The organism is Palleronia sp. LCG004, from assembly GCF_032931615.1.
Classification (GTDB): Bacteria; Pseudomonadota; Alphaproteobacteria; order Rhodobacterales; family Rhodobacteraceae; genus Palleronia.
Window position 1 is genome coordinate 1,221,832 of the sequence record NZ_CP136759.1, and the last position, 20,048, is coordinate 1,241,879.

Consider the following 20,048-nt stretch of genomic DNA (forward strand, 5'->3'; position numbering starts at 1 on the left):
GGATCGAGACAACAGACCGGACCCATCCGAGGCCCGGAAAGGACGAAAATGAATGAGATGACGAGCCCCAAGACCGGCACCGTAAAGGCCCTTCCCGATGCGCAACGCGTGACGGAGGTCCGGCACTGGACCGACCGGCTCTTTTCCTTCCGCGTCACGCGTCCGGCAAGCCTCAGGTTCCGGTCGGGTGAATTCGTGATGATCGGATTGCTGAAGGAAGACGGAAAGCCGCTTTTGAGAGCTTATTCCATCGCCTCACCCGCATGGGACGATTCGCTCGAATTCTATTCGATCAAGGTTCCGGATGGCCCCCTGACGAGCCGACTCCAGCATATCGAGGTTGGCGACGAGATCATCCTGCGGCCCAAGCCTGTCGGCACCTTGGTCCATGACGCCTTGCTGCCGGGCAAACGGCTCTGGTTCTTCTCGACCGGAACGGGCATCGCGCCATTTGCGAGCCTTCTGCGCGAACCGCAGACCTATGAGGATTACGACGAGATAATCCTCACGCATACCTGCCGCGATGTGGCCGAACTCGAATACGGGCGGCAACTGATCGAGGATCTCCGAGCGGACGAGATGATGCGCGAACTACTCGGCGATGCTCTCGACAAGCTGCGGTACTATCCGACGACGACGCGCGAAGAGAGCCCAAAGATGGGTCGAGTGACTGATCTTCTGCGATCCGGTGCGATCTTCGACGATCTCGGGATTGATCGGGGAATGAATCCGGAAGCCGATCGCGCCATGGTCTGCGGGTCGATCGGGCTCAATACAGATCTCAAGGAGATCCTTGAAGGCTACGGCCTCCGCGAGGGGGCGAACAGCAATCCGGCGGAATACGTTGTCGAGAAAGCCTTTGTCGGTTGATTTCTTTTCCGAACGACAAAGCGGGAAGGTACTTGTCCGGTATCATCATACGTAATCACTAGCTGCCCGGCCGGTTCAGCCCACTGACCTTGCCGAGCGGCTGGGCCGGGAATGAATGTTGCTTAGGAAGACCTAGTCGCGGGAATCGCCGGTTTCGGCTCCGACCGCACCTTCGTCCTCCGCGGCGTCGGTCGCATCATCCTGTGCTGCGGCGCTTGGAGATTCGCCATCCTCCGCAGCTTCCTGTGCGGCGTCCGTCGCGTCCTGCGACGCGGCCCCGACGCTGGTCGTACCATCCTCCAAAACCTCGGACGAAGTCGCTGCCGCGCCGGTTTCGGTGTCAACGGCCGGCTCGGCCTCTTCCTCCTGACAGGCCGACAAGAACGTCACCCCCGCAAGGCTCGCGATCATCGCGTAATGGGAAAGCCTCATATCGGTTCCTCCTCCGGTCCGACCATCAGCCTGCAAACGTCCTCGCACGATACCGGGTTCCGGGCATGAAAGCCCGCATGACAAGGCCTGATCCGTGACAAGAGCGCTTGATCAGGAGGCATCGGGGCACTAGATCGGGATGTTGTAATCATCACCGAGAGGATACCCCCATCGCCCGTAGACCCCACAACGCCCCACCGGCACGCGACACCGGTCCCCGCGTCAACGGACGCATCCGCGCGAGCGAGATTCGCCTGATCGGCGCGGACGGAGAGAATGTCGGCGTCGTCACGCCCGATCGCGGCATGGAGCTTGCCGAGGAGGCCGGTCTCGATCTGGTCGAGATTTCGCCCAACGCGACGCCCCCCGTCTGCAAGATCATGGATTTCGGCAAGTTCAAGTACGAACAGCAGAAGCGTGAATCCGAAGCGCGCAAGAAGCAGAAGACGATCGAGATCAAGGAGGTCAAGTTCCGCCCGAACACCGACACCCATGATTACGACGTGAAAATGCGCAATGTCGTCAAGTTTCTCGAGGCCGGCGACAAGGTCAAGGTCACGCTCCGCTTCCGAGGTCGCGAGATGGCGCACCAAGATCTCGGGCGCGATCTGCTCGAGCGGGTGGCAGACGACACCAAGGAACTTGGCAAGGTCGAGAACTTTCCAAAGATGGAAGGCCGACAGATGGTGATGCTGATCGGGCCGACCAAGTAAGGTCCCGGGCGCTCCCAGGCAAGGCGGACGAAAGTCCGCCTTTTTCATTTCAAGGACATTCTTTTGATCAGCATCGCTTACCTTTCGCTCGTCTGCATCGCCGCCGCGCTCTTCGTCGTGGCCACGGCCCTACCGCTCGCACCGTCGCATGCATGGTGGGTCCGCGCCTGGGATTTCCCCAGGGTGCAACTTCTCATCCTCGGCGTGATCGTTCTGTTCTCGGCCATCTTCCTCGCGCCCGTCTGGAAATGGGCGATCGTGGTGCCCGTGCTTGCAGGTTGCATCTATCAGGCGATCCGCATCCTGCCCTACACGCCGCTGATGCCCACCGAGATGACGCTGCTGGATCGAGACGACAGCGGCAGTCAGGTCGTCATCCTCGCATCGAATGTCGAGGAGCCGAACGACCGGTACGATGACGTGGCCCAGCAGATCCGGGAGGTCGATCCCGACATCCTCTTCCTCATGGAAACGGATCAGACCTGGTACGACCAGCTCGAGAAGGGCGTAACCGCCTATCCGAACGTAGTGACCGAGTTGCGCAACAACTACTATGGCTTGATCTTCGCGACCCGGCTCAAGGTGCATGCAGCGCATGTGACCTACCTGACGCCCGACGACACTCCCACACTCTTCGCCGAGCTGGAGACGGATGCCGGTAACCGGTTCCGGTTCATCGGGCTGCATCCGCGCCCGCCCGTGCCCGGAAATTCGACCGATGACCGCGATGCGCAGATCATCTTCTCGGCGCGCTTCGCCCGCGAGCAGGATATGCCGGTGATTGCCGTCGGAGATTTCAATGATGCCGCCTGGTCGGATACGTCGCGGCGGTTCAAGCATGTCGGCGGTTATGTCGATCCACGCGTGGGCCGCGGCATGATTGCGAGCTTCGACGCCAAGTCACGCCTTCTTCGCGCCCCGATCGATCAGTTCTACGCGACACCCGATATCGGCGTGGTCGAGTTTCGCCGCGGCCCGGCCGTGGGATCTGACCATTTTCCGATGATCTCGAGGATCGAACTCGATCCGGAAAAGGTGCGCGGTGCGAACAAGGCCCCATCCGAGATGCCGCAGGACGAGCTCGACGAGCTCGATCGGATCGTGGGTGAATATCGCAAGACGCTCGATCCAGACCACCTACCCGATTTCAAGTAAGGGTTTAGCGGCGGTCGCGGGGATGGGGGCGGCTCGGCGGTTCCTTGAGTAGGCCCCCCACGCCCATCGCCGCGAATTCGGCCGCGTCGGGGATGTGACCGCAAGCCACCCGTTCCAGCACCCAATCCGCACCGTTGAGCGCTGGAGAGCGCGCACAGCCGGGCAATCCGATGACCGCGCGCCCGCCGAGATCACCGAGGAAAAGCAGGTTGCCCGGGTCGACCGGCATCCCGAACCGCGACAATGTTCCACCCGCATCGACGAGCCCGCTCGGCCCGACATCCGCGATATCCGAAGTGGCGGACGCGGTCAGGATCAGTAGCAGATCCCCCTCCGCCGCGGACAGCGCTTGCGCGATCGAGCCCGTGTCGTGAGCGACGACGATTGCGGGGTCGAGCGCGATGCCGAGCCGGTCGAGCCGTCTTGCGATCGCGGCCTCCCCCTTGCCCGGGCCGGTTCCCAGATCGGTGATGATGAGCGTTGCGCGCCGCGCCCGGACTGGACGGATGCCAAGCGCACCTGCGACCTCGCGCTCCCCTAGATTAAGGATCCGCTTGGGCACGGCGTAGGAGATGATCTTGACCGTCGCGACCATCTGTCCCTCGCTCACACGCGCCAGGGGGGGCAGCGTGGCGACCGTTACGTTCGGGTCAAGCGCATTGAGCGCCCCCACCGCATCCGAATCGAGGTCGAGGATTCCGGCTTTCGTCGCGTGCAGGTTGACACGCCCCGTCGCGGCCCGCCCGAGCCGAAGATGGACGGCAGCCGGGTTGGGGACGAGCGCATGTGCAAGCCTTTCGGCTGCCGCGTCTTCGCCCACGTCATCAGGGTCGAGCTGCGCCACGACGACCTCCAAAAGGCCCTCGGCGCGCAGCGCATCGATGTCAGGCGCATCGAGAGGATGACCCTTGCGGATACGCCCGCCCGACACGGGCTGCGAATGAGCGAGGATCGCGCCGAGCGCGTCGTCGAGCGGGACCGGACCGAATCGCATCAGCCCTGCCTGAGGCTCTGCACGATTTCCGCCATGATCGAGATCGCGATCTCTGCGGGAGACCGGGAACCGATATCGAGGCCGACCGGCGCATGGATCCGGTCAAGATCGGCCTTGGCAAAGCCGCGCTCCGCTAGCCGTGCAAGACGCTTGGCATGGGTTCGGTTGGATCCGAGACATCCGAGATAGAACACGTCGGAACGCAACGCGGCCTCGATCGCCGGATCGTCGAGCTTTGGATCATGCGTCAGCGTCACGACGCAGCATCTGGCATCGAGACCCTCTGCCCCCAGCGCCTCGTCCGGCCAGTCATGGCCGAGGCTGACGCTCGGAAAGCGGGTCTGGGATGCAAAGCTTTCGCGCGGATCGATGAGAAGCGGGTCGAAACCCGTAAGTTCCGCCATCCTGATAAGCGGCTGTGCGATATGTACGCCACCGACGACCATCATCCGCAAGGGAGGATTATGGATCGCAACGAAGCGGGTTTCCCCCTCCTCGAATCCGGAACGGTCGAGGCGAAACCGTTCGCTATGGTCCGGCGGGTGGCGGAGTCTGCGCTGCCAGCTTTCCGTGTCGACCTCGTATGCGACCTGACGCCGGGCCGCCCGCGTCTGGACCAGTTCCGACAGGAGGTCGGGGTCAAGATCGCCCGTCCGGATCGGCTCGACCAGCACCCGAATCCGTCCGCCGCAGGCCAGACCGACTGCGAAGGCCTCGTCGTCCGAAACTCCGAAATCGAGGATCCGTGAACCGCCCCCGTCCACCGCTTCGAGTGCCTCGACGACCACCGCTCCTTCGACACAACCACCCGAGACCGATCCCGCGATTTCCCCCTCGGACGAGATGGCAAGCTGGCTCCCCACGGGGCGCGGGGCCGATCCCCAGGTTTCCACCACGGTGGCGAGCGCCGCGCCTTTTCCCGCGCGGATCCAGTCAAGCGCGATAGCAGGGATGTCGTCGTGCCGGGCGGTCATGCTGTCTGTTCTGCCTTCTTCAAATAGATCGACCCGGCCTCTCTCGCGGAGGCCGGGTCGTGTTATCGCCTTATTGCCGTGTCACCAGTCCTTACTAGTTCGCGGCCGCCATCTGCAGGAGCGGCGTGATCCGGCGCAGCGTCGCACGACGATTGGCACGCTCGGCAGCCTCGGTCTCGACCCTGAGGAACCGCTCGCCATACCCTTGGACGACAAGATTTTCGGGCGGCACGTCGAAATATTCCGTCAGGGCCAGCGCCACCGATTCCGCGCGCCTGTCGGAGAGGGCGAGATTGTAGGCCGCGTTGCCCACCGCATCGGTATGCCCCTCGACGAGGAAAATCTCGCGCGGGTTCTCGGCAATCGCATCGCGGATATAGCGGCCCAGCGCCGTCAACTCCTCGGCCTGTTCGGGGGGAATCGCCGCGGAACCGGTCGCGAAGGTGATGTTATCGAGTTCGACCGCCGGGACCTGCTCTCGAACCTCTGCGATGTTGCGGATCTGGGCCAGCGAGAAGGTACGGTCGAACGCACCTTGGGTCGCCAGCGCCTGACGCAACGCGTCACTGTCCATCCCGCCCTCGGCCGAGGGACGATCCGCAGGCCTGAGGCTCGCAACATCGACGGGCTGCGTCTCGCCAGTATCATCGATCAGAACGATCCGTTCGCCGTCCGGCGTGACGCGGACGCGCTGCAACACACGCAGATCGGCGTCGCGGATCGTGACGATCTGGCTGCCGTCGGGCCGCGTGACGATCGTCCGGGTCGAGCCGTCGTCGAAGCTTTGCGTCGCGACCTCGGTACCTGGGCGCTGCAGAAGCGCCGTATCGTCCTTCAAAAGCTCGTAGCCCCCGTCGCTGCCGCTGACCACGACGCGATCGTCAGACGATGCGACGACTTGACGGTTGTTGTTCAGCAGCGTCCCAACGGCCAGTGCTCCTGCCCCGACCAGGAGTGCCTTCTGCAAGTTGCTGAGACCGCTGTCGTCGTCGCTTTCGGCAGAAGTCTCCTCGCTCGTCTGCGCATCGGCCCCCGATGCAGGCTCGCGCGAGATCGCCGTGTCGAAATCCTCGCCGCTCGACCGAGCCGATTCTTCCGTAACGGTCTCGCGTGCGACCTCGGACGAAGGGGTCCCGTCTTCTGCGGTTGCCGCCACGGCAGTATCCGTTCCGCCCTCAATCGCCGCGCGTTCGGACTCGGTCATCTGCGTTTCGGGCGCAGCGTCTGTCTCGGCCTGCGATCCCCCCTCCCCGTTCATCATGGGTTCGGCCGTGGTGGAACCCTGGTCCGTGGCTCCGTCGGTGGCGGCCTCCGCAGGCGGGTTATCAGCCGCCGTTGCATCGGTGTCAGTTTCCGTGCTGTCGGATCCATCCGTCGTCGCAGTATCACCCGACGTACCGCTGGCACCGGTCTCGGTCGCACTGTTCTCCGGGGAGGTCGCGCTTTCGGTGGAAGCATTGTCTTCAGCCGGAACAGCAGCTTCAGCCCCGGCATCCTCTGTCGTCTCGCCGGACTGCGCCTCGCTGCCAGCCTCGAGCTCGCGCTGGACCTCTTCGGCCGTCATGCCAGACGAAGGGCTGTCTTCCCCCATCTCGGTGCCGCCCTGCAAACCCGCACCATCTGGCTGGCCATCAGCCATCGGTTCGGTTGTCGCCTCATCCGTGCCTGCCGCATCGCCAGCCGCACTAGCTCGGGGCTGCGTCTCGGTCGATCCGGCACGTTCCTCGGCGGTCGGCTCCATTCCATCCGATGGGGCGGCATCGGATTGGTCGCCTTGGGCGGCATCCGATTGCTGGGGATCACCGGTTTCTGTTTGCGTGAGACTATCTTCGAGCTCCTCGCCCGCCGCCTCCATCGTCTCTTCGCCTCCTTCGCTAACTTCGGCAGGCGGCGGAGTGGCTTCCTCGGTGGCGCGCTCGATCGCTTCCTCACCACTCTCGGACGGCTCGCTCACTGCATCGGCGACCGGCTCATCCGCCTCGCTAACGGATTCCGTAGCGGTCTCGGCTTCGGCCTCAAGATTCTCCGGCGTCTCGGCAAGCGGTTCCTCGGTCGTCGCCTCACCGCTCGCCCCGCCTCCGTTCAGGGCATCGGCCACGAGTTGCTCGGGAAGACCCGTCGCCTCTACGCAGGACGCCACGTCGAGATCCGCGCAGACCTCCATGATCTGCTGTCCCACCCCCTGATCGAGTGCCGGATTGTCGCCCTGAGCCGTCTGCGCCGCGATCGGCGTCGGCAAGACGAGGTTCAGCGACGCAACGATCGCGGTGGTGGCCTTGAGGGATCTACGCATGGGGTCTCCTCCCGAACGGAACTACAATTCGGCGGTAAACTGTTCGAAGCGGCCTGACGTTCCATCACGAAACGGCGCGGAGGGCCAAACGCGTTTTCGACATGGATCACCCGCGTCGTTGCGGATAGGCATACGGACATGGATAGATTGACCCTGCGCCGCCCCGACGACTGGCATCTTCACCTGCGCGACGACGCGATGATGCGCGCCGTCCTGCCCGAAACGACGCGCAACTTCGCCCGTGCCATCGTGATGCCGAATCTCGTGCCGCCCGTCGTGACGGCTCGTGACGCCGCCGAATACCGAGACCGCATTCTCGCCGCAAAGCCGACGGGGTCGAAGTTCCGCCCGCTGATGACCCTTTATCTGACCGAAGAGACTGACGTGCGCGATCTGCGCGCCGCTGCCGATATCGGACTGATCACGGCGGTGAAGCTCTATCCCGCGGGGGCGACCACGAATTCCGCCTCCGGCGTGCGGGATTTTTCGAAGGTGAGGCGCGTGCTCGAGAACATGGCGCAGATCGGGCTGCCGCTTCTCGTTCATGGCGAAGTGACCGACCCCGAAATCGATATTTTCGACCGCGAGGCTACCTTCATCACCCGCGTTCTCGACCCGATCCGGCGCGACATTCCCGGCCTGCGCGTGGTGATGGAGCATGTGACGACACGCGACGCGGTCGATTACGTGCGCGAGGGCGGTGCCGACATCGCCGCGACGATCACGACCCATCACCTCGTCATCAACCGCAACCATATCCTCGCGGGCGGCATCCGGCCGCATTACTACTGTCTGCCCGTCGCCAAGCGCGAGGAGCATCGCCACGCCCTTGTCAAGGCGGCGACCTCGGGGGACGCGTCATTCTTCCTCGGGACCGACAGCGCACCGCATCTCGATACGGCCAAGCTGCAACCTTGCGGATGCGCGGGATGCTTTACTGCGACGAACACGCTTTCGATCCTTGCGGAAGTCTTCGAAGCCGCGGGTGCGCTCGACCGGCTCGAGGCGTTCGCATCGCTGAACGGCCCCGCATTCTACCGCCTTCCTCCGAACGAGGATCGGATCGTTATGGAGAAGGGCGCGCCTGTCGCCTATCCCTCCTCGATCGCGACCGAGGAGGGTCCCGTCACGGTTTTCGACCCCGGGATGCCGCTTCACTGGCGCGTGGCCGAGTAAGCCCACCGGCCTTTGGTTTCATTCTCTGGCCACAAGCATATCGGTTTACTCAAGCCTGGCGATGGCCTGCGGCCTCGTCGCTCATCGGGGAGCGGTTCGCGGAATGCCGACCCGGGGTTCCCAAGATCCGCTCGCGCATCTCGGCGCGGTCCCCTAAGGAAAAGGCGGATTGCAAGAGGAGCCCAAAGCATGATTCCCAGCTCTTTCCCGCCCAAGGACGAGATCGCCCGGCTGACCGCCGGCATGCTGCTCGAGATCGGCGCGGTCCATTTCCGCCCCGACGAGCCCTACACGCTCGCGAGCGGATTGCCGTCGCCCACCTATATCGATTGCCGCAAGCTCATCTCCCATCCGCGGATCAGATCGACGCTGATGGATTTCCTGACGTTGACCGTTCATCGCGAAGCGGGGTTTGAGGCCTTCGACAACATCGCCGGAGGCGAGACTGCGGGCATTCCCTTTGCCGCGCTCGTGGCCGAACGGATGGCCCTTCCGATGAGCTATGTCCGCAAGAAGCCCAAGGGCTACGGTCGCAATGCCCGGATCGAGGGCGAGATGCGCGAAGGCGATCGTGTCCTGCTGGTCGAGGATCTGACCACCGACGGCGGATCGAAGCTGAGCTTCGTCGATGCAATTCGCGAGACGGGTGCAACTTGCGCGCATACGGCCGTGATTTTCAGCTACGGCATTTTCCCCGAAACCAATGACACGCTTGGACAGCACGGCGTGCAGCTCCATGCTCTGTGCACTTGGTGGGACGTTCTGGACGTCGCCCGGGCGCGTGAGGCATTCGATGCGACGACGATCGACGCGGTCGAGGCATTCCTGAAGGATCCGCGCGACTGGCAGGCGGCGCGCGCGACGGCCTGACGGTCCCCCGCCCTGGGCCAACGTGCCAGGGCGGAGCCATCGCTGCCCGGTGACGTCGGAGGAGAACCGCCGTCACGCACTTATCCCTCCTTGTCCCGTCCCCCGTCACGGCGCTATGCCGGATGGATCGACGGAAGGAAGGGATCGGCATGAACGAGATCGCGCGCGTTACGGGACAAGGCGGCGAAAGCGGGGATCAGGCCGAGCTGCTGCCGCACAACATCGATGCGGAGCAGCAGCTCCTCGGGGCCATCCTGACCAACAACGACATCTACGACCGCGTCGCCGCCGTTATCTCCGAGGCGCATTTCTACGACCCGGTCCATGCGCGCATCTTCGAGGTCGCCTCGGCCCGGATCGCGCGCAACCAGGTGGCGTCTCCGGTATCGCTGAAAGCGTTCCTCGAGGATGAGCCCGGCCTCGCGGATCTGGGCGGGCCAGCCTATCTGGTACGCCTCGCGGGGGCCGCGATCGCAAGCTATGCCGCCAAGGATTATGCGCAGCTCATCTACGACCTCGCCATTCGCCGCAAGCTGATCCAGCTCGGGCGGGACATTGCCGCCAAGGCCGCCAAGGTGGACGTCTCATCCGAGCCGCGCGACCAGATCGTCGACGCGGAACAGGCGCTCTATCAGCTCGGCGAGGCCGGACAGGCAACTCAGGGCTTCCAGTCGTTCCTGCGTGCCGTGACCGACGCGGTCAACGTCGCCAACGCCGCCTATCAGCGTGAGGGTGGCCTCGCGGGCGTCAGCACGGGTCTCGTCGATCTCGACCGCAAGCTCGGTGGTCTGCACAAGTCGGACCTTCTCATCCTTGCCGGACGACCTTCGATGGGCAAGACGTCGCTCGCCACGAACATCGCCTTCAACATTGCCAAGGCCTATCGCAAGGGGACGCGCCCCGACGGCAGCGAAGGGACGGTCGATGGCGGAGTAGTCGGGTTCTACAGCCTCGAAATGTCGGCCGAGCAGCTTGCCGCGCGAATCCTGTCGGAAGCCTCGGAGGTTCCGTCCGAGCAGATCCGGCGCGGCGACATGAACGAGGGCGAGTTCCGCCGCTTCGTCGAAGCCGCGAAAAGTCTCGAGGCCTGCCCGCTTTATATCGACGACACGCCCGCCCTGCCGATCAGTCAGCTCGCCGCGCGGGCAAGACGCCTCAAGCGCGAACACGGGCTCGACGCACTCTTCGTCGACTACCTGCAGCTCATCAAGGGGACCGGTCGCGACGCCAACCGCGTCAACGAAATTTCCGAGATCTCGCAGGGTCTCAAGGCCATCGCCAAGGAACTCGACATCCCGGTTGTCGCGCTCTCGCAGCTTTCCCGGCAGGTCGAAAGCCGCGAGGACAAGCGTCCTCAGCTCAGCGACCTGCGCGAATCGGGCTCGATCGAACAGGACGCAGATGTGGTGATGTTCGTCTTCCGCGAGGAATACTACAAGGAACGCGAGAAACCGAGCGACCACGAGCTCGAGAAGATGGCGACCTGGCAGGACGAGATGGAGCGCCTGCACGGTCGCGCCGAGGTCATCATCGGCAAACAGCGCCACGGCCCCATCGGCAGCGTCGATCTGAGTTTCGAGGGTCGCTTCACGCGGTTCGGCAATCTCGTGCAGCCTTGGCAGCAGGGGGCGAACCGGGACTTCTGAGCGGCGGAAATCCGCGACTGTTTCGCGCGCGGAACAGTCTTCGCCTGGCCTGCCCCGTCTGCACATCGTCGCATTTACCACGCGCTTCTATAGGGCTATCACCCCCGACTTGAGAGGGCGCACCTCGCGCCTAGCGACAGATCCAAACCGAAGGTCGATCATGGGAACGGCACGACTTAAGATCGATCTCGGCGCGCTTGCGGCGAACTGGCGGGCGCTCGACGCGCTGTCGGGACCGGGGACCGAAACCGGCGCGGTGGTGAAGGCCGATGGATACGGTCTGGGGATCGATCGCGTCGCAAAGGCCCTCGCCCGGGCAGGCGCGCGCAGCTTCTTCGTCGCCCAGGCCGAGGAAGCCGCGGAGCTTCGTCACGCCGTCGGCCGCGGTCCCACGATCCACGTGTTCTCAGGCCACATGGCGGGCGATACCGAGATGATCCGCGAGCTGAACCTCGTGCCGCTTCTCAACTCCATCGAACAGCTCACCCGGCATTTCGAGGCGCTTCCGGTCCATCCCTTCGGCGTTCAGCTAGACACGGGCATGAACCGTCTCGGGCTCGAACCCAGCGAATGGCGCGCCGCGCGCGAGATCGTCCTCAGCCAGAAGCCCAAGCTCGTCATGAGCCACCTTGCCTGCGCCGACGATCCCGACGACGCCATGAACGAACGGCAGCTCGCGCAATTCCTCGAAATGACCGAGGGATTGTCCGTCCCGCGATCGCTCTCCGCGACTGGCGGAACCCTGCTCGGGTCGGATTATCATTTCGACATGACGCGGCCCGGCATCGGTCTCTATGGCGGGCTGCCCTTCGCCGATGCACGTCCCGTCGTGCAACTGAGCGCGCCGGTCATCCAGCTTCGTGATGTCGATCCGGGCGAGAGTATCGGCTACGGCGCGGCCTTCGTCGCCGAGGTGTCGATGCGGATCGCGACCGTGCAGGCGGGATATGCCGACGGGTTGATCCGCGCTATGGGTGAGGATGCGATCCTCTTCGCGGGCGACGTGCCCTGCCCGCTCGCAGGCCGCGTGTCGATGGACATGCTGACGGTCGACGTGACCCATCTCGACGAGGTTCCACCCCATCTCGACATCCTGTCGCATGAACAGGGCGTCGACGATCTTGCCAATGCCGCCGGCACGATCGGCTACGAGATACTGACAAGTCTGGGCCGGAGATACCGCCGAACCTACGTTTGACGGCCATTTCCGGCATGTGGCGCGCATACCACGATTAACCATGCGCGCCGCTAATCCGGAACTGCTCACGAAAAATATACTTCCCCCAGATAGGCGGATCACCGCTTATGTATGTAATGGGGGATTGAAATGTCGTATATCACTCCGAACACCAGTCACCGCGCCGTCGCGACTCTGCACTGGATCGCAACGATCACCGTCGCTACCCTCGCAGTTTCACTCGCTGCTCTGACTCTTGCGGGCTTCCTCGGCTGGCTGCCCCTGCTGCGGATGCCCCTGCAGTTCGGCGACACGACCCACGAGGCTGGCGGCTTCGTACAGACGGGCCTTTCGATCCTGCTGCTTCTGATTGCGGCTTGCCTGCCATCGGGCTGGCGGGTGCTCGCGCTGGAGCGGACGCATCGTGACTTCTCGATCTCCATGTCCGACGTGGCCGAGGCCTATCGCATCTGCCATGCCGCCGATCGCGGCGATGCCTTCACGTTGCGCGAGCAGTTCGACGCCGTGAAGGAGCGGATCCTGTACCTTCGCCGTCATCCCGATCTCGGCCATCTGGAACCCGATGTGCTCGAGACCGCGGCCGAGATGTCCTATGCCTCGCGAGAACTTGCGGATACCTACGGAGACGAGAACCTGGCCCGTGCGCGCAGTTTCCTCGCCCAGCGGCGCGAAGAGATCGCGCAATTCGAGGAGCGGATCGACAGCGCGCTTGCCGCCTGCAAGGACCTCCGTCGCGAGCGGGACACAGTGACGATCGAGGAGGAAATGCAGCAGAGCCGCCTGTCACGGATGGCCGAGGAATACGGCGATCTGCTGGCCGAACTCGGCTTCACCCGGCCCCGCGCCCGCGTCGTGGCCCTTCCGTCAAAGCCCGTCGCCGCCGAGTGAGCTTGCTCCCCGATGGGGGCTTTGGCACAAGGGCGCATGGCACGAACTCCCAGTTTTCACTGCACCGCCTGCGGCGCGTCCTACACCAAGTGGTCGGGCCGCTGCGACGCCTGCGGCGCATGGAACACGATCGTCGAGGATGCAGGACTTTCGAGCGGTGGTCCGGCCTCAAAATCGCTCGGAACGAAGCGCGGTCGCGGCATGGTCCTCAGCGATCTCGCGACCGAGGAAGCCCCCCCGCCCCGCACGCAATCCGGTCTCGGCGAACTCGACCGGGTCCTGGGCGGAGGCCTCGTTCCCGGCTCGGCCATCCTCGTGGGCGGGGATCCGGGGATCGGCAAATCGACGCTGCTCCTGCAGGGGGCGGCGGCCTTCGCGGGATCGGGGCTCAAGGTCATCTACGTCTCGGGCGAGGAAGCGAACGCGCAGGTGCGCATGCGGGCGCAGCGCCTCGGCCTCGGACAGGCTGAGGTCAGCCTCGCCGCAGAGACGAACCTGCGCGAGATCATGACAACCCTTGAGGCCGAGCAACCGCAGCTCGTCATCATCGATTCGATCCAGACGATGTGGGCCGACAACGTCGAGAGCGCGCCCGGATCGGTCAGCCAGGTCCGTGCCGCCGCGCACGAGCTCACCACATTCGCCAAGCGCCACGGGATCAGCGTGGTTCTCGTCGGCCATGTCACCAAGGAAGGACAGATCGCGGGCCCCCGCGTGGTCGAGCACATGGTGGACACGGTTCTCTATTTCGAGGGGGAGCGCGGCCACCAGTTCCGTATCCTGCGCGCGGTCAAGAACCGCTTCGGTCCCGCAGACGAGATCGGCGTCTTCGAGATGACGGGCGGCGGCCTGCGGGAGGTGGCGAACCCCTCGGCGCTGTTCCTTGGCGACAGGGAGCGTCCGTCGCCTGGATCTGCGGTCTTTGCAGGGATCGAAGGCTCGCGCCCCGTCCTTTGCGAGATCCAGGCCCTCGTGGCCCCCACGCCGCACGCGCAGCCGCGCCGCTCGGCCGTCGGGTGGGATACCGGGCGGCTCGCCATGATCCTGGCCGTGCTCGAGGCGCGCTGCGCGATCCCGTTCGCGGGGCTCGATGTCTATCTCAACATCGCGGGCGGTCTGCGCGTGCGCGAGCCCGCGGCCGATCTGGCTGTGGCACTCGCACTTCTAAGTGCGCGTGAGGACGTGGCCCTGCCCCCGCAATCGGTCACTTTCGGGGAAATCAGCCTTTCGGGTGCGCTCCGTCCCGCCCCCCAGACCGAAAACAGGTTGAAAGAGGCGGCGAAACTTGGTTTTTCCAGCGCCATCGCTCCCGTCGCCGCAAAGAAGACGGAGAGATCGGGGATGAGCCTCAAGAGCTATCCCGACCTAGCCACGCTCGTGGGCGACATGTTCGGGGCCGGATAAGGACAGACTTCCATGCAAGGCTTTACCCTCGTCGACGGCATCGTGGCCGGTGTCATCGTCATATCGGCCATTCTCGCCTACAGTCGCGGTTTCGTACGCGAGGTCATGGCGATCGTCGGCTGGATCGTTGCGGCGATTGCGGCCTTCGTCTTTGCGCCGGTCACGCGGCCTCTGATCGTGGAACTGCCGGTCGTGGGGGACTTCCTGGGCGATTCGTGCGAGTTGTCGGTCATCGCGTCCTTTGCGGTCGTCTTTGCCGTCGCGCTCGTCCTCGTATCGATCTTCACGCCGCTCCTGTCCGGGGCGGTGCGCGATTCGGCGGTCGGCGGCATCGACCAGGGACTGGGATTTCTCTTCGGGGCGGCGCGCGGGGTCCTGCTCGTCGCGGTGGCCCTCGTCGTCTACGACCGCATCGCGGGGTCCGAATCGATCCCTATGGTCGATAACAGCCGGACCGCCAACATCTTCGCGCGATCGCAGGACGGTCTGAACGCGGCGATGCCCACGGACGCGCCCGGCTGGATCGTCGCGCAATACGAACAGCTTGTGGGTGTCTGCGAGTTCTAGTCGCGCAGATCCTTGGGGCTGCCCATCACCACATAGGATGTGAGCGCCGTGACCTGCGGCAACGTTCCGAGCACCTCGGTATGGAAGTGCTTGTATGCGGCGAGGTCCTGCGCCTCGATTCTCAGCAGGTATTCGAACGGACCCGTCGTGTTGTGACATTCCACAACTTCCGGTGCATGCGCGACGGCCGCTTCGAAGGTCTGCTGCGCCGCCTTCGTATGCAAGCCCAACCCGACGGTGACATAGGCGACGAACCCGTTTCCGACCTTCATGGGATCGATCCGCGCGCGATAGCCGCGGATGACGCCCCGTGATTCCAGAGCAGAGACACGGCGTAACGTCGCCGAAGGCGAAAGCCCCACGCGTTCGGCAAGCGCGAGATTGCTGAGCCGCCCATCTGCGCGAAGAGTACGCAATATCCTGTCGTCAAAATCGTCCATCGCACCGATCCACGTCGTTTAGACGGTGATCGTGCCTCATTTCGGCTGATAATGCCATCATCGCGCGGCGATAGTCCCACCATGACACATGACCAGATACTTGCACTCGGGCTCTATGCCGTCGTCACGACGATCACGCCGGGCCCGAACAACCTGATGCTGATGGCATCGGGCGCGAATTTCGGCTTTGCCCGGACCCTGCCGCACATGTTCGGGGTCACCGGAGGTTTCGCCCTGATGATCGCGCTCGTCGGGATGGGCGTGACGCGGGTGTTCGACGCCTGGCCGCCGAGCTACACGCTTCTGACGGTCCTGAGCCTTGCATATCTGCTATATCTTGCCTGGCGGATCGCTCGTGCGGCCCCGCCGGACCAGGCCGAAGCTGTCGGCCGGCCCTTGAGTTTCCTGCAGGCCGCGCTCTTCCAATGGGTCAACCCCAAGGCGTGGGCGATGGGACTGAGCGCGGTGACGATCTATGCCGCCGACCGTTCGGTTCCGGCGGTCCTCATCGTCGCGGCAACGTTCGGGGTGGTGTCTATGCCGTGCATCTCGCTCTGGACGCTGCTTGGTGGACAGGTCCGAAGGGTTCTGTCGTCACCCTTCGTGCTGCGTCTCTTCAACTGGATCATGGCGGCGCTTCTGATCCTCTCGCTGCTGCCGACGCTTATAAATGCGGCTTGAGGTCCGAGCGAGGGTGACAGTCGGCGCAACACGATCTAGACAGCGCAAATCTGCCGCCCCAGATTCGGGAGAGTGCATATGCGTTCCCTACCCCCGTCCCATCCGTTCGACGACGACAAGCTGCGCGAGGAATGCGGCGTGTTCGGCGTCTCGGGCGTGGGCGATGCCGCGAACTTCGTGGCGCTCGGCCTTCACGCACTTCAGCATCGCGGTCAGGAAGCGGGCGGCATCGTCTCGTACCATCCCGATCACGGTTTCAATTCGGCGCGCCGCTTCGGCTACGTCCGCGACAACTTCACCAAGCAATCGCTTATGGACACCCTGCCCGGCACCCTCGCAATCGGGCATGTGCGTTATTCGACGAGCGGCGCAAAGGGCAACACGCAGATCCGCGACGTGCAGCCCTTCTTCGGGGAGTTCTCGATGGGCGGTGCCGCGATCGCGCATAACGGCAACATCGTGAACGCAGACGCGCTCCGCCGCGAGCTGATCGAACGCGGTTCGATCTTCCAAAGCAATTCCGACAGCGAATGCATCATCCACCTCATGGCACGCTCCTTGCAGCGCAAGGTGCCCGAGCGGATGCAGGATGCACTGCGCCGCGTCGAAGGTGCGTTCTCCATCGTCGCGATGACCCGCACCAAGCTCATCGGCGTGCGCGATCCGCTCGGTGTGCGACCCCTCGTTCTCGGACGCCTCGGTGACGGCTACGTTCTGTCATCCGAGACCTGCGCGCTCGACATCTGCGGTGCGGAGTTCCTGCGCGAGGTCGAGCCCGGCGAGATGGTGGTCATCGAGAACGGCGAGCTCGCCTCTCACCGCCCCTTCGCGCCGCAGCGCCCGCGATTCTGCATCTTCGAGCATGTGTATTTTTCCCGTCCCGACTCGATGCTTGGCGGGCGTTCGGTCTACGAGACACGCCGTCAGATCGGTGTCGAGCTTGCGCGCGAGGCTCCCGCCGAAGCGGATCTCGTCTGCCCGGTGCCCGACAGTGGAACGCCCGCCGCAATCGGCTTTAGCCAGGAATCTGGTATTCCCTATGCGATGGGGATCGTGCGCAACCAGTATATGGGCCGCACATTCATCGAGCCGACCGAGCAGATCCGCAACATGGGCGTCCGGCTGAAGCTCAACGTCAATCGTGCACTGATCCGGGACAAGCGCGTCGTGCTGGTCGACGATTCCGTCGTACGTGGCACCACATCGGTCAAGATTCGAGAAATGCTGCTCGATGCGGGCGCGGCCGAAGTCCATTTCCGCGTGGCGAGTCCGCCTACCGCCTGGCCTTGCTTCTACGGCGTCGATACCCCCGAACGTGAAAAGCTGCTGGCAGCCTCGATGTCCGAGGACGAGATGTGCGCGCATCTGGGTGTCGATAGTCTTCGCTTCATCTCGCTCGACGGAATGTATCGGGCCGTGGGCGAGGCCGGTGGCCGTAACGCGGACGCGCCGCAATATTGCGATGCGTGCTTTTCGGGCGACTACCCCGTGACGCCATCCGACCGGATCGAGAAGGGTTTCCGGATGAAGACGGCCGCGGAATAGACGCAGAGCGCTTGACCAATCCGGCAGAGCGCCCCAAAGGCGGCACCATGACCAAGATCGCACTCATCACCGGCGCATCGCGCGGGCTCGGCGCAGCGCTAGCTCTGGCGCTTTGCGACACGCATCACATCGTGGCCGTCGGGCGCACCACGGGCGCGCTCGAGGATCTCGACGACCGCATCCAGGCAAAGGGCGGTCAGGCGACCCTCGCACCCATGGACATCACGAATGCGGACGCGATGGCGCATCTCTGCCGCGGGATCTACGACCGCTGGGGCCATGTGGATCTGTGGCTCCATACGGCGGTCCATGCCGCACCGCTCGCCCCGGCGGGACATCTCGCGGCCAAGGATTGGGCCTCGAGTATCGGTACGAACGCGACAGCAACCGCGACACTGATCCCGATGGTCGAGCCGCTCTTGAACGCGGCCCCCGCGGGCTCTGCTGTGTTCTTCGACGATGCGCGGGCAGGTCAGAAATTCTTCGGCCATTACGCGGCGTCGAAATCCGCGCAGATCGCACTCGCCAGCTGCTGGCAGGCCGAAACGGAGCGGACCGGCCCGCGGGTCCGGATCCTTTCCCCCGCACCGATGCCGACCGCCACACGCGCGCGTTTTTTCCCGGGCGAGGATCGCAGCGCCCTTGCGACCTGCGAAGGCGAGGCGGCGCGGCTTCTCGCCCTGCTCTGAGCTTGCCGGGGCGGCCCGCCTGACCTAAGAAAGCGCGATCCCACGGAAACAGGTGTAGATTTGCGTATCCTCATCACCAATGACGACGGCATCGACGCGCCCGGTCTCGTGGCGCTCGGAGAGATCGCGCGCGCCATGGGCGACGAGGTCTGGACCGTCGCGCCCGCCTTCGAGCAATCGGGGGTCGGCCATTGCGTGAACTACGTCCACCCCACTCTGGTCCGTCAGGTCGGCGAGCATTCTTGGGCCGTCGAAGGCTCCCCCGCCGATTGCGTGCTGGCCGCCCTTCACGACATCCTGCCCTGGCGGCCCGACCTGATCCTGTCAGGGGTCAATCGCGGCAACAATTCGGCCGAGAACGTGCTCTATTCCGGCACGATCGGAGCGGCGATGGAAGGGGCGCTCCAGGGCGTGAGGTCCATCGCCCTCAGCCAGTTCTACGGCCCCGGCAACCGGCATCTCGACGACGGCTTCGATGCGGCGCGGGTCTGGGGCGAACGGACCATCCGCGCGATCCTCGACGCGGATCTCTGGGGCACGGGTGACTACGGTACGTTTTACAACGTGAATTTTCCGCCCTGTCCGGGCACCGACGTTCGCGGCCTCCGTGCTGCGGCGCAGGGCTTTCGAAGCGGCGACGGCTTCAGCGTTGAGCCGCACCTTTCGCCCTCGGGCCGGCGGTTTCTGTGGGTCAAGGGAGCGGATCAAAGCCGCGCGACGGAACCCGGCAGCGACGCGGCCGTCAATCTCGACGGTTACGTTTCGATCACACCGCTTACGGCCGACCTGACCCGCCACGACACGCTCGGGGCCCTCGCGGACGCGCTTTCATGAGCTTCGATGCCGGCGCACGGATGCAGTTCCTCTTCACGCTGCGCTCGAACGGCGTGACCGACAAGCGTGTCCTCGACGCGATGGAAAAGGTCGATCGGGGACGCTTCGTACGCGGCACTTTCACCGACCGCGCCTATGACGACATGCCGCTGCCGATCGCCTGCGGACAGACGATCAGCCAGCCGTCGATCGTGGGCCTGATGACACAGGCCCTCGCAGTCACACCCCGCGACAAGGTGCTCGAGATCGGGACGGGATCGGGGTATCAGGCAGCGGTGCTTTCGTACCTTGCGCGGCGCGTCTACACGGTCGAACGGCATCGTCGCCTCGTCAGCGAGGCGCGCAAGGTCTTCGACGAGCTGGGTCTCTCGAACGTCACGGCCTTTACCGCCGACGGAAGTCGCGGTCTCGCCGATCAGGCTCCCTTCGACCGCATTCTCGTAACTGCTGCCGCAGAAGATCCGCCCGGGCCCCTTCTGGCCGAGCTGCGGGTCGGCGGCATCATGGTCGTACCGGTGGGTCAGAGCGATTCGGTCCAGACCCTCATCAAGGTCACGCGGACGGAAAGGGGATTCGATTACGACGATCTCCGATCCGTGCGCTTCGTGCCCTTGCTCGAGGGGATCGGACGCGACTAATCTGCGGGCGCATGGCACGGGACCGATTGCCCCGATCGAGG

At 64.4% G+C, this 20,048-nt stretch carries 20 protein-coding genes; 15 read left to right on the forward strand and 5 right to left on the reverse strand.

What is annotated here, in order from left to right; all coding sequences use genetic code 11:
• Nucleotides 1–48 precede the first annotated feature (48 nt).
• A complete protein-coding gene (locus tag RVY76_RS05875; protein ID WP_317376449.1) occupies nt 49–870 on the forward strand; it encodes a ferredoxin--NADP reductase in 822 nt (273 codons plus the stop codon).
• A gap of 132 nt (nt 871–1,002) precedes the next feature.
• Here the strand turns inward: RVY76_RS05875 and RVY76_RS05880 are convergent, their stop codons facing one another.
• Nucleotides 1,003–1,302: a hypothetical protein gene (locus RVY76_RS05880; RefSeq protein ID WP_317376450.1), complete on the reverse strand. Its 300-nt coding sequence runs from the start codon at nt 1,300–1,302 to the stop codon at nt 1,003–1,005.
• A gap of 170 nt (nt 1,303–1,472) precedes the next feature.
• On the opposite strand from RVY76_RS05880, the gene infC reads away from it, so the two are divergent.
• Complete coding sequence (gene infC, locus RVY76_RS05885; RefSeq protein ID WP_410796021.1) at nt 1,473–2,015, forward strand: translation initiation factor IF-3; 543 nt, start codon at nt 1,473–1,475, stop codon at nt 2,013–2,015.
• Between the two features lie 63 nt (nt 2,016–2,078).
• Nucleotides 2,079–3,170, forward strand: a complete 1,092-nt coding sequence (locus RVY76_RS05890; protein WP_317376452.1) for an endonuclease/exonuclease/phosphatase family protein — start codon at nt 2,079–2,081, stop codon at nt 3,168–3,170.
• A gap of 4 nt (nt 3,171–3,174) precedes the next feature.
• Here the strand turns inward: RVY76_RS05890 and RVY76_RS05895 are convergent, their stop codons facing one another.
• From RVY76_RS05895 to RVY76_RS05905, 3 genes are all read right to left on the reverse strand, one after another.
• Nucleotides 3,175–4,164: a molybdopterin-binding protein gene (locus tag RVY76_RS05895; protein WP_317376453.1), complete on the reverse strand. Its 990-nt coding sequence runs from the start codon at nt 4,162–4,164 to the stop codon at nt 3,175–3,177.
• A complete protein-coding gene (locus RVY76_RS05900) occupies nt 4,164–5,138 on the reverse strand; it encodes an XdhC family protein (protein WP_317376454.1) in 975 nt (324 codons plus the stop codon). Before RVY76_RS05900 ends, RVY76_RS05895 begins: the two co-directional genes overlap by 1 nt.
• Nucleotides 5,139–5,232: 94 nt before the next feature.
• Nucleotides 5,233–7,431, reverse strand: a complete 2,199-nt coding sequence (locus RVY76_RS05905) for an OmpA family protein (RefSeq protein WP_317376455.1) — start codon at nt 7,429–7,431, stop codon at nt 5,233–5,235.
• A 138-nt stretch (nt 7,432–7,569) separates the two neighbouring features.
• Between RVY76_RS05905 and pyrC the strand changes: the two genes are divergently transcribed.
• The 7 genes from pyrC to RVY76_RS05940 all read left to right on the forward strand — a co-directional run bounded on the left by pyrC (nt 7,570) and on the right by RVY76_RS05940 (nt 15,180).
• Complete coding sequence (pyrC, locus tag RVY76_RS05910; RefSeq protein ID WP_317376457.1) at nt 7,570–8,607, forward strand: dihydroorotase; 1,038 nt, start codon at nt 7,570–7,572, stop codon at nt 8,605–8,607.
• A 189-nt stretch (nt 8,608–8,796) separates the two neighbouring features.
• On the forward strand, nt 8,797–9,477 hold the full coding sequence (locus RVY76_RS05915; RefSeq protein ID WP_317376458.1) for an orotate phosphoribosyltransferase: 681 nt from the start codon (nt 8,797–8,799) through the stop codon (nt 9,475–9,477).
• 149 nt (nt 9,478–9,626) lie between these two features.
• A complete protein-coding gene (locus RVY76_RS05920) occupies nt 9,627–11,123 on the forward strand; it encodes a replicative DNA helicase (RefSeq protein ID WP_317376459.1) in 1,497 nt (498 codons plus the stop codon).
• A gap of 160 nt (nt 11,124–11,283) precedes the next feature.
• Nucleotides 11,284–12,321 carry an alanine racemase gene (gene alr / locus RVY76_RS05925; RefSeq protein WP_317376461.1) on the forward strand — a complete coding sequence of 346 codons (1,038 nt, stop codon included), beginning with the start codon at nt 11,284–11,286 and terminating at the stop codon, nt 12,319–12,321.
• 129 nt (nt 12,322–12,450) lie between these two features.
• Nucleotides 12,451–13,209: a DNA repair protein gene (locus tag RVY76_RS05930; RefSeq protein WP_317376462.1), complete on the forward strand. Its 759-nt coding sequence runs from the start codon at nt 12,451–12,453 to the stop codon at nt 13,207–13,209.
• A 36-nt stretch (nt 13,210–13,245) separates the two neighbouring features.
• On the forward strand, nt 13,246–14,613 hold the full coding sequence (radA, locus tag RVY76_RS05935) for a DNA repair protein RadA (protein ID WP_317376463.1): 1,368 nt from the start codon (nt 13,246–13,248) through the stop codon (nt 14,611–14,613).
• Nucleotides 14,614–14,625: 12 nt separating this feature from the next.
• Nucleotides 14,626–15,180, forward strand: coding sequence for a CvpA family protein (locus RVY76_RS05940; RefSeq protein ID WP_317376464.1), 555 nt, complete (start codon nt 14,626–14,628; stop codon nt 15,178–15,180).
• Here RVY76_RS05940 and RVY76_RS05945 read toward each other — a convergent pair.
• Nucleotides 15,177–15,620 (reverse strand): Lrp/AsnC family transcriptional regulator, encoded by a 444-nt coding sequence (locus RVY76_RS05945; protein ID WP_317376465.1) that lies wholly within the window; start codon nt 15,618–15,620, stop codon nt 15,177–15,179. The genes RVY76_RS05940 and RVY76_RS05945 overlap by 4 nt on opposite strands.
• Nucleotides 15,621–15,701: 81 nt before the next feature.
• Here RVY76_RS05945 and RVY76_RS05950 point away from each other — a divergent pair, with 81 nt between their 5' ends.
• The 5 genes from RVY76_RS05950 (at nt 15,702) to RVY76_RS05970 (ending at nt 20,007) form a co-directional block, all read left to right on the forward strand.
• A complete protein-coding gene (locus RVY76_RS05950; RefSeq protein WP_317376466.1) occupies nt 15,702–16,301 on the forward strand; it encodes a LysE family translocator in 600 nt (199 codons plus the stop codon).
• Nucleotides 16,302–16,379: 78 nt separating this feature from the next.
• Nucleotides 16,380–17,846, forward strand: coding sequence for an amidophosphoribosyltransferase (gene purF / locus RVY76_RS05955; RefSeq protein ID WP_317376467.1), 1,467 nt, complete (start codon nt 16,380–16,382; stop codon nt 17,844–17,846).
• A 47-nt stretch (nt 17,847–17,893) separates the two neighbouring features.
• Entirely contained in the window at nt 17,894–18,535 is a 642-nt protein-coding gene (locus tag RVY76_RS05960) for an SDR family NAD(P)-dependent oxidoreductase (RefSeq protein ID WP_317376468.1), read from the forward strand.
• 60 nt (nt 18,536–18,595) lie between these two features.
• Complete coding sequence (gene surE, locus RVY76_RS05965) at nt 18,596–19,369, forward strand: 5'/3'-nucleotidase SurE (RefSeq protein ID WP_317376469.1); 774 nt, start codon at nt 18,596–18,598, stop codon at nt 19,367–19,369.
• The gene (locus tag RVY76_RS05970) at nt 19,366–20,007 is read left to right on the forward strand and encodes a protein-L-isoaspartate(D-aspartate) O-methyltransferase (protein WP_317376470.1); all 642 of its coding nucleotides are present in this window, start codon (nt 19,366–19,368) and stop codon (nt 20,005–20,007) included. The genes surE and RVY76_RS05970 overlap by 4 nt, the downstream gene beginning before the upstream one ends.
• Nucleotides 20,008–20,048: the final 41 nt, after the last annotated feature.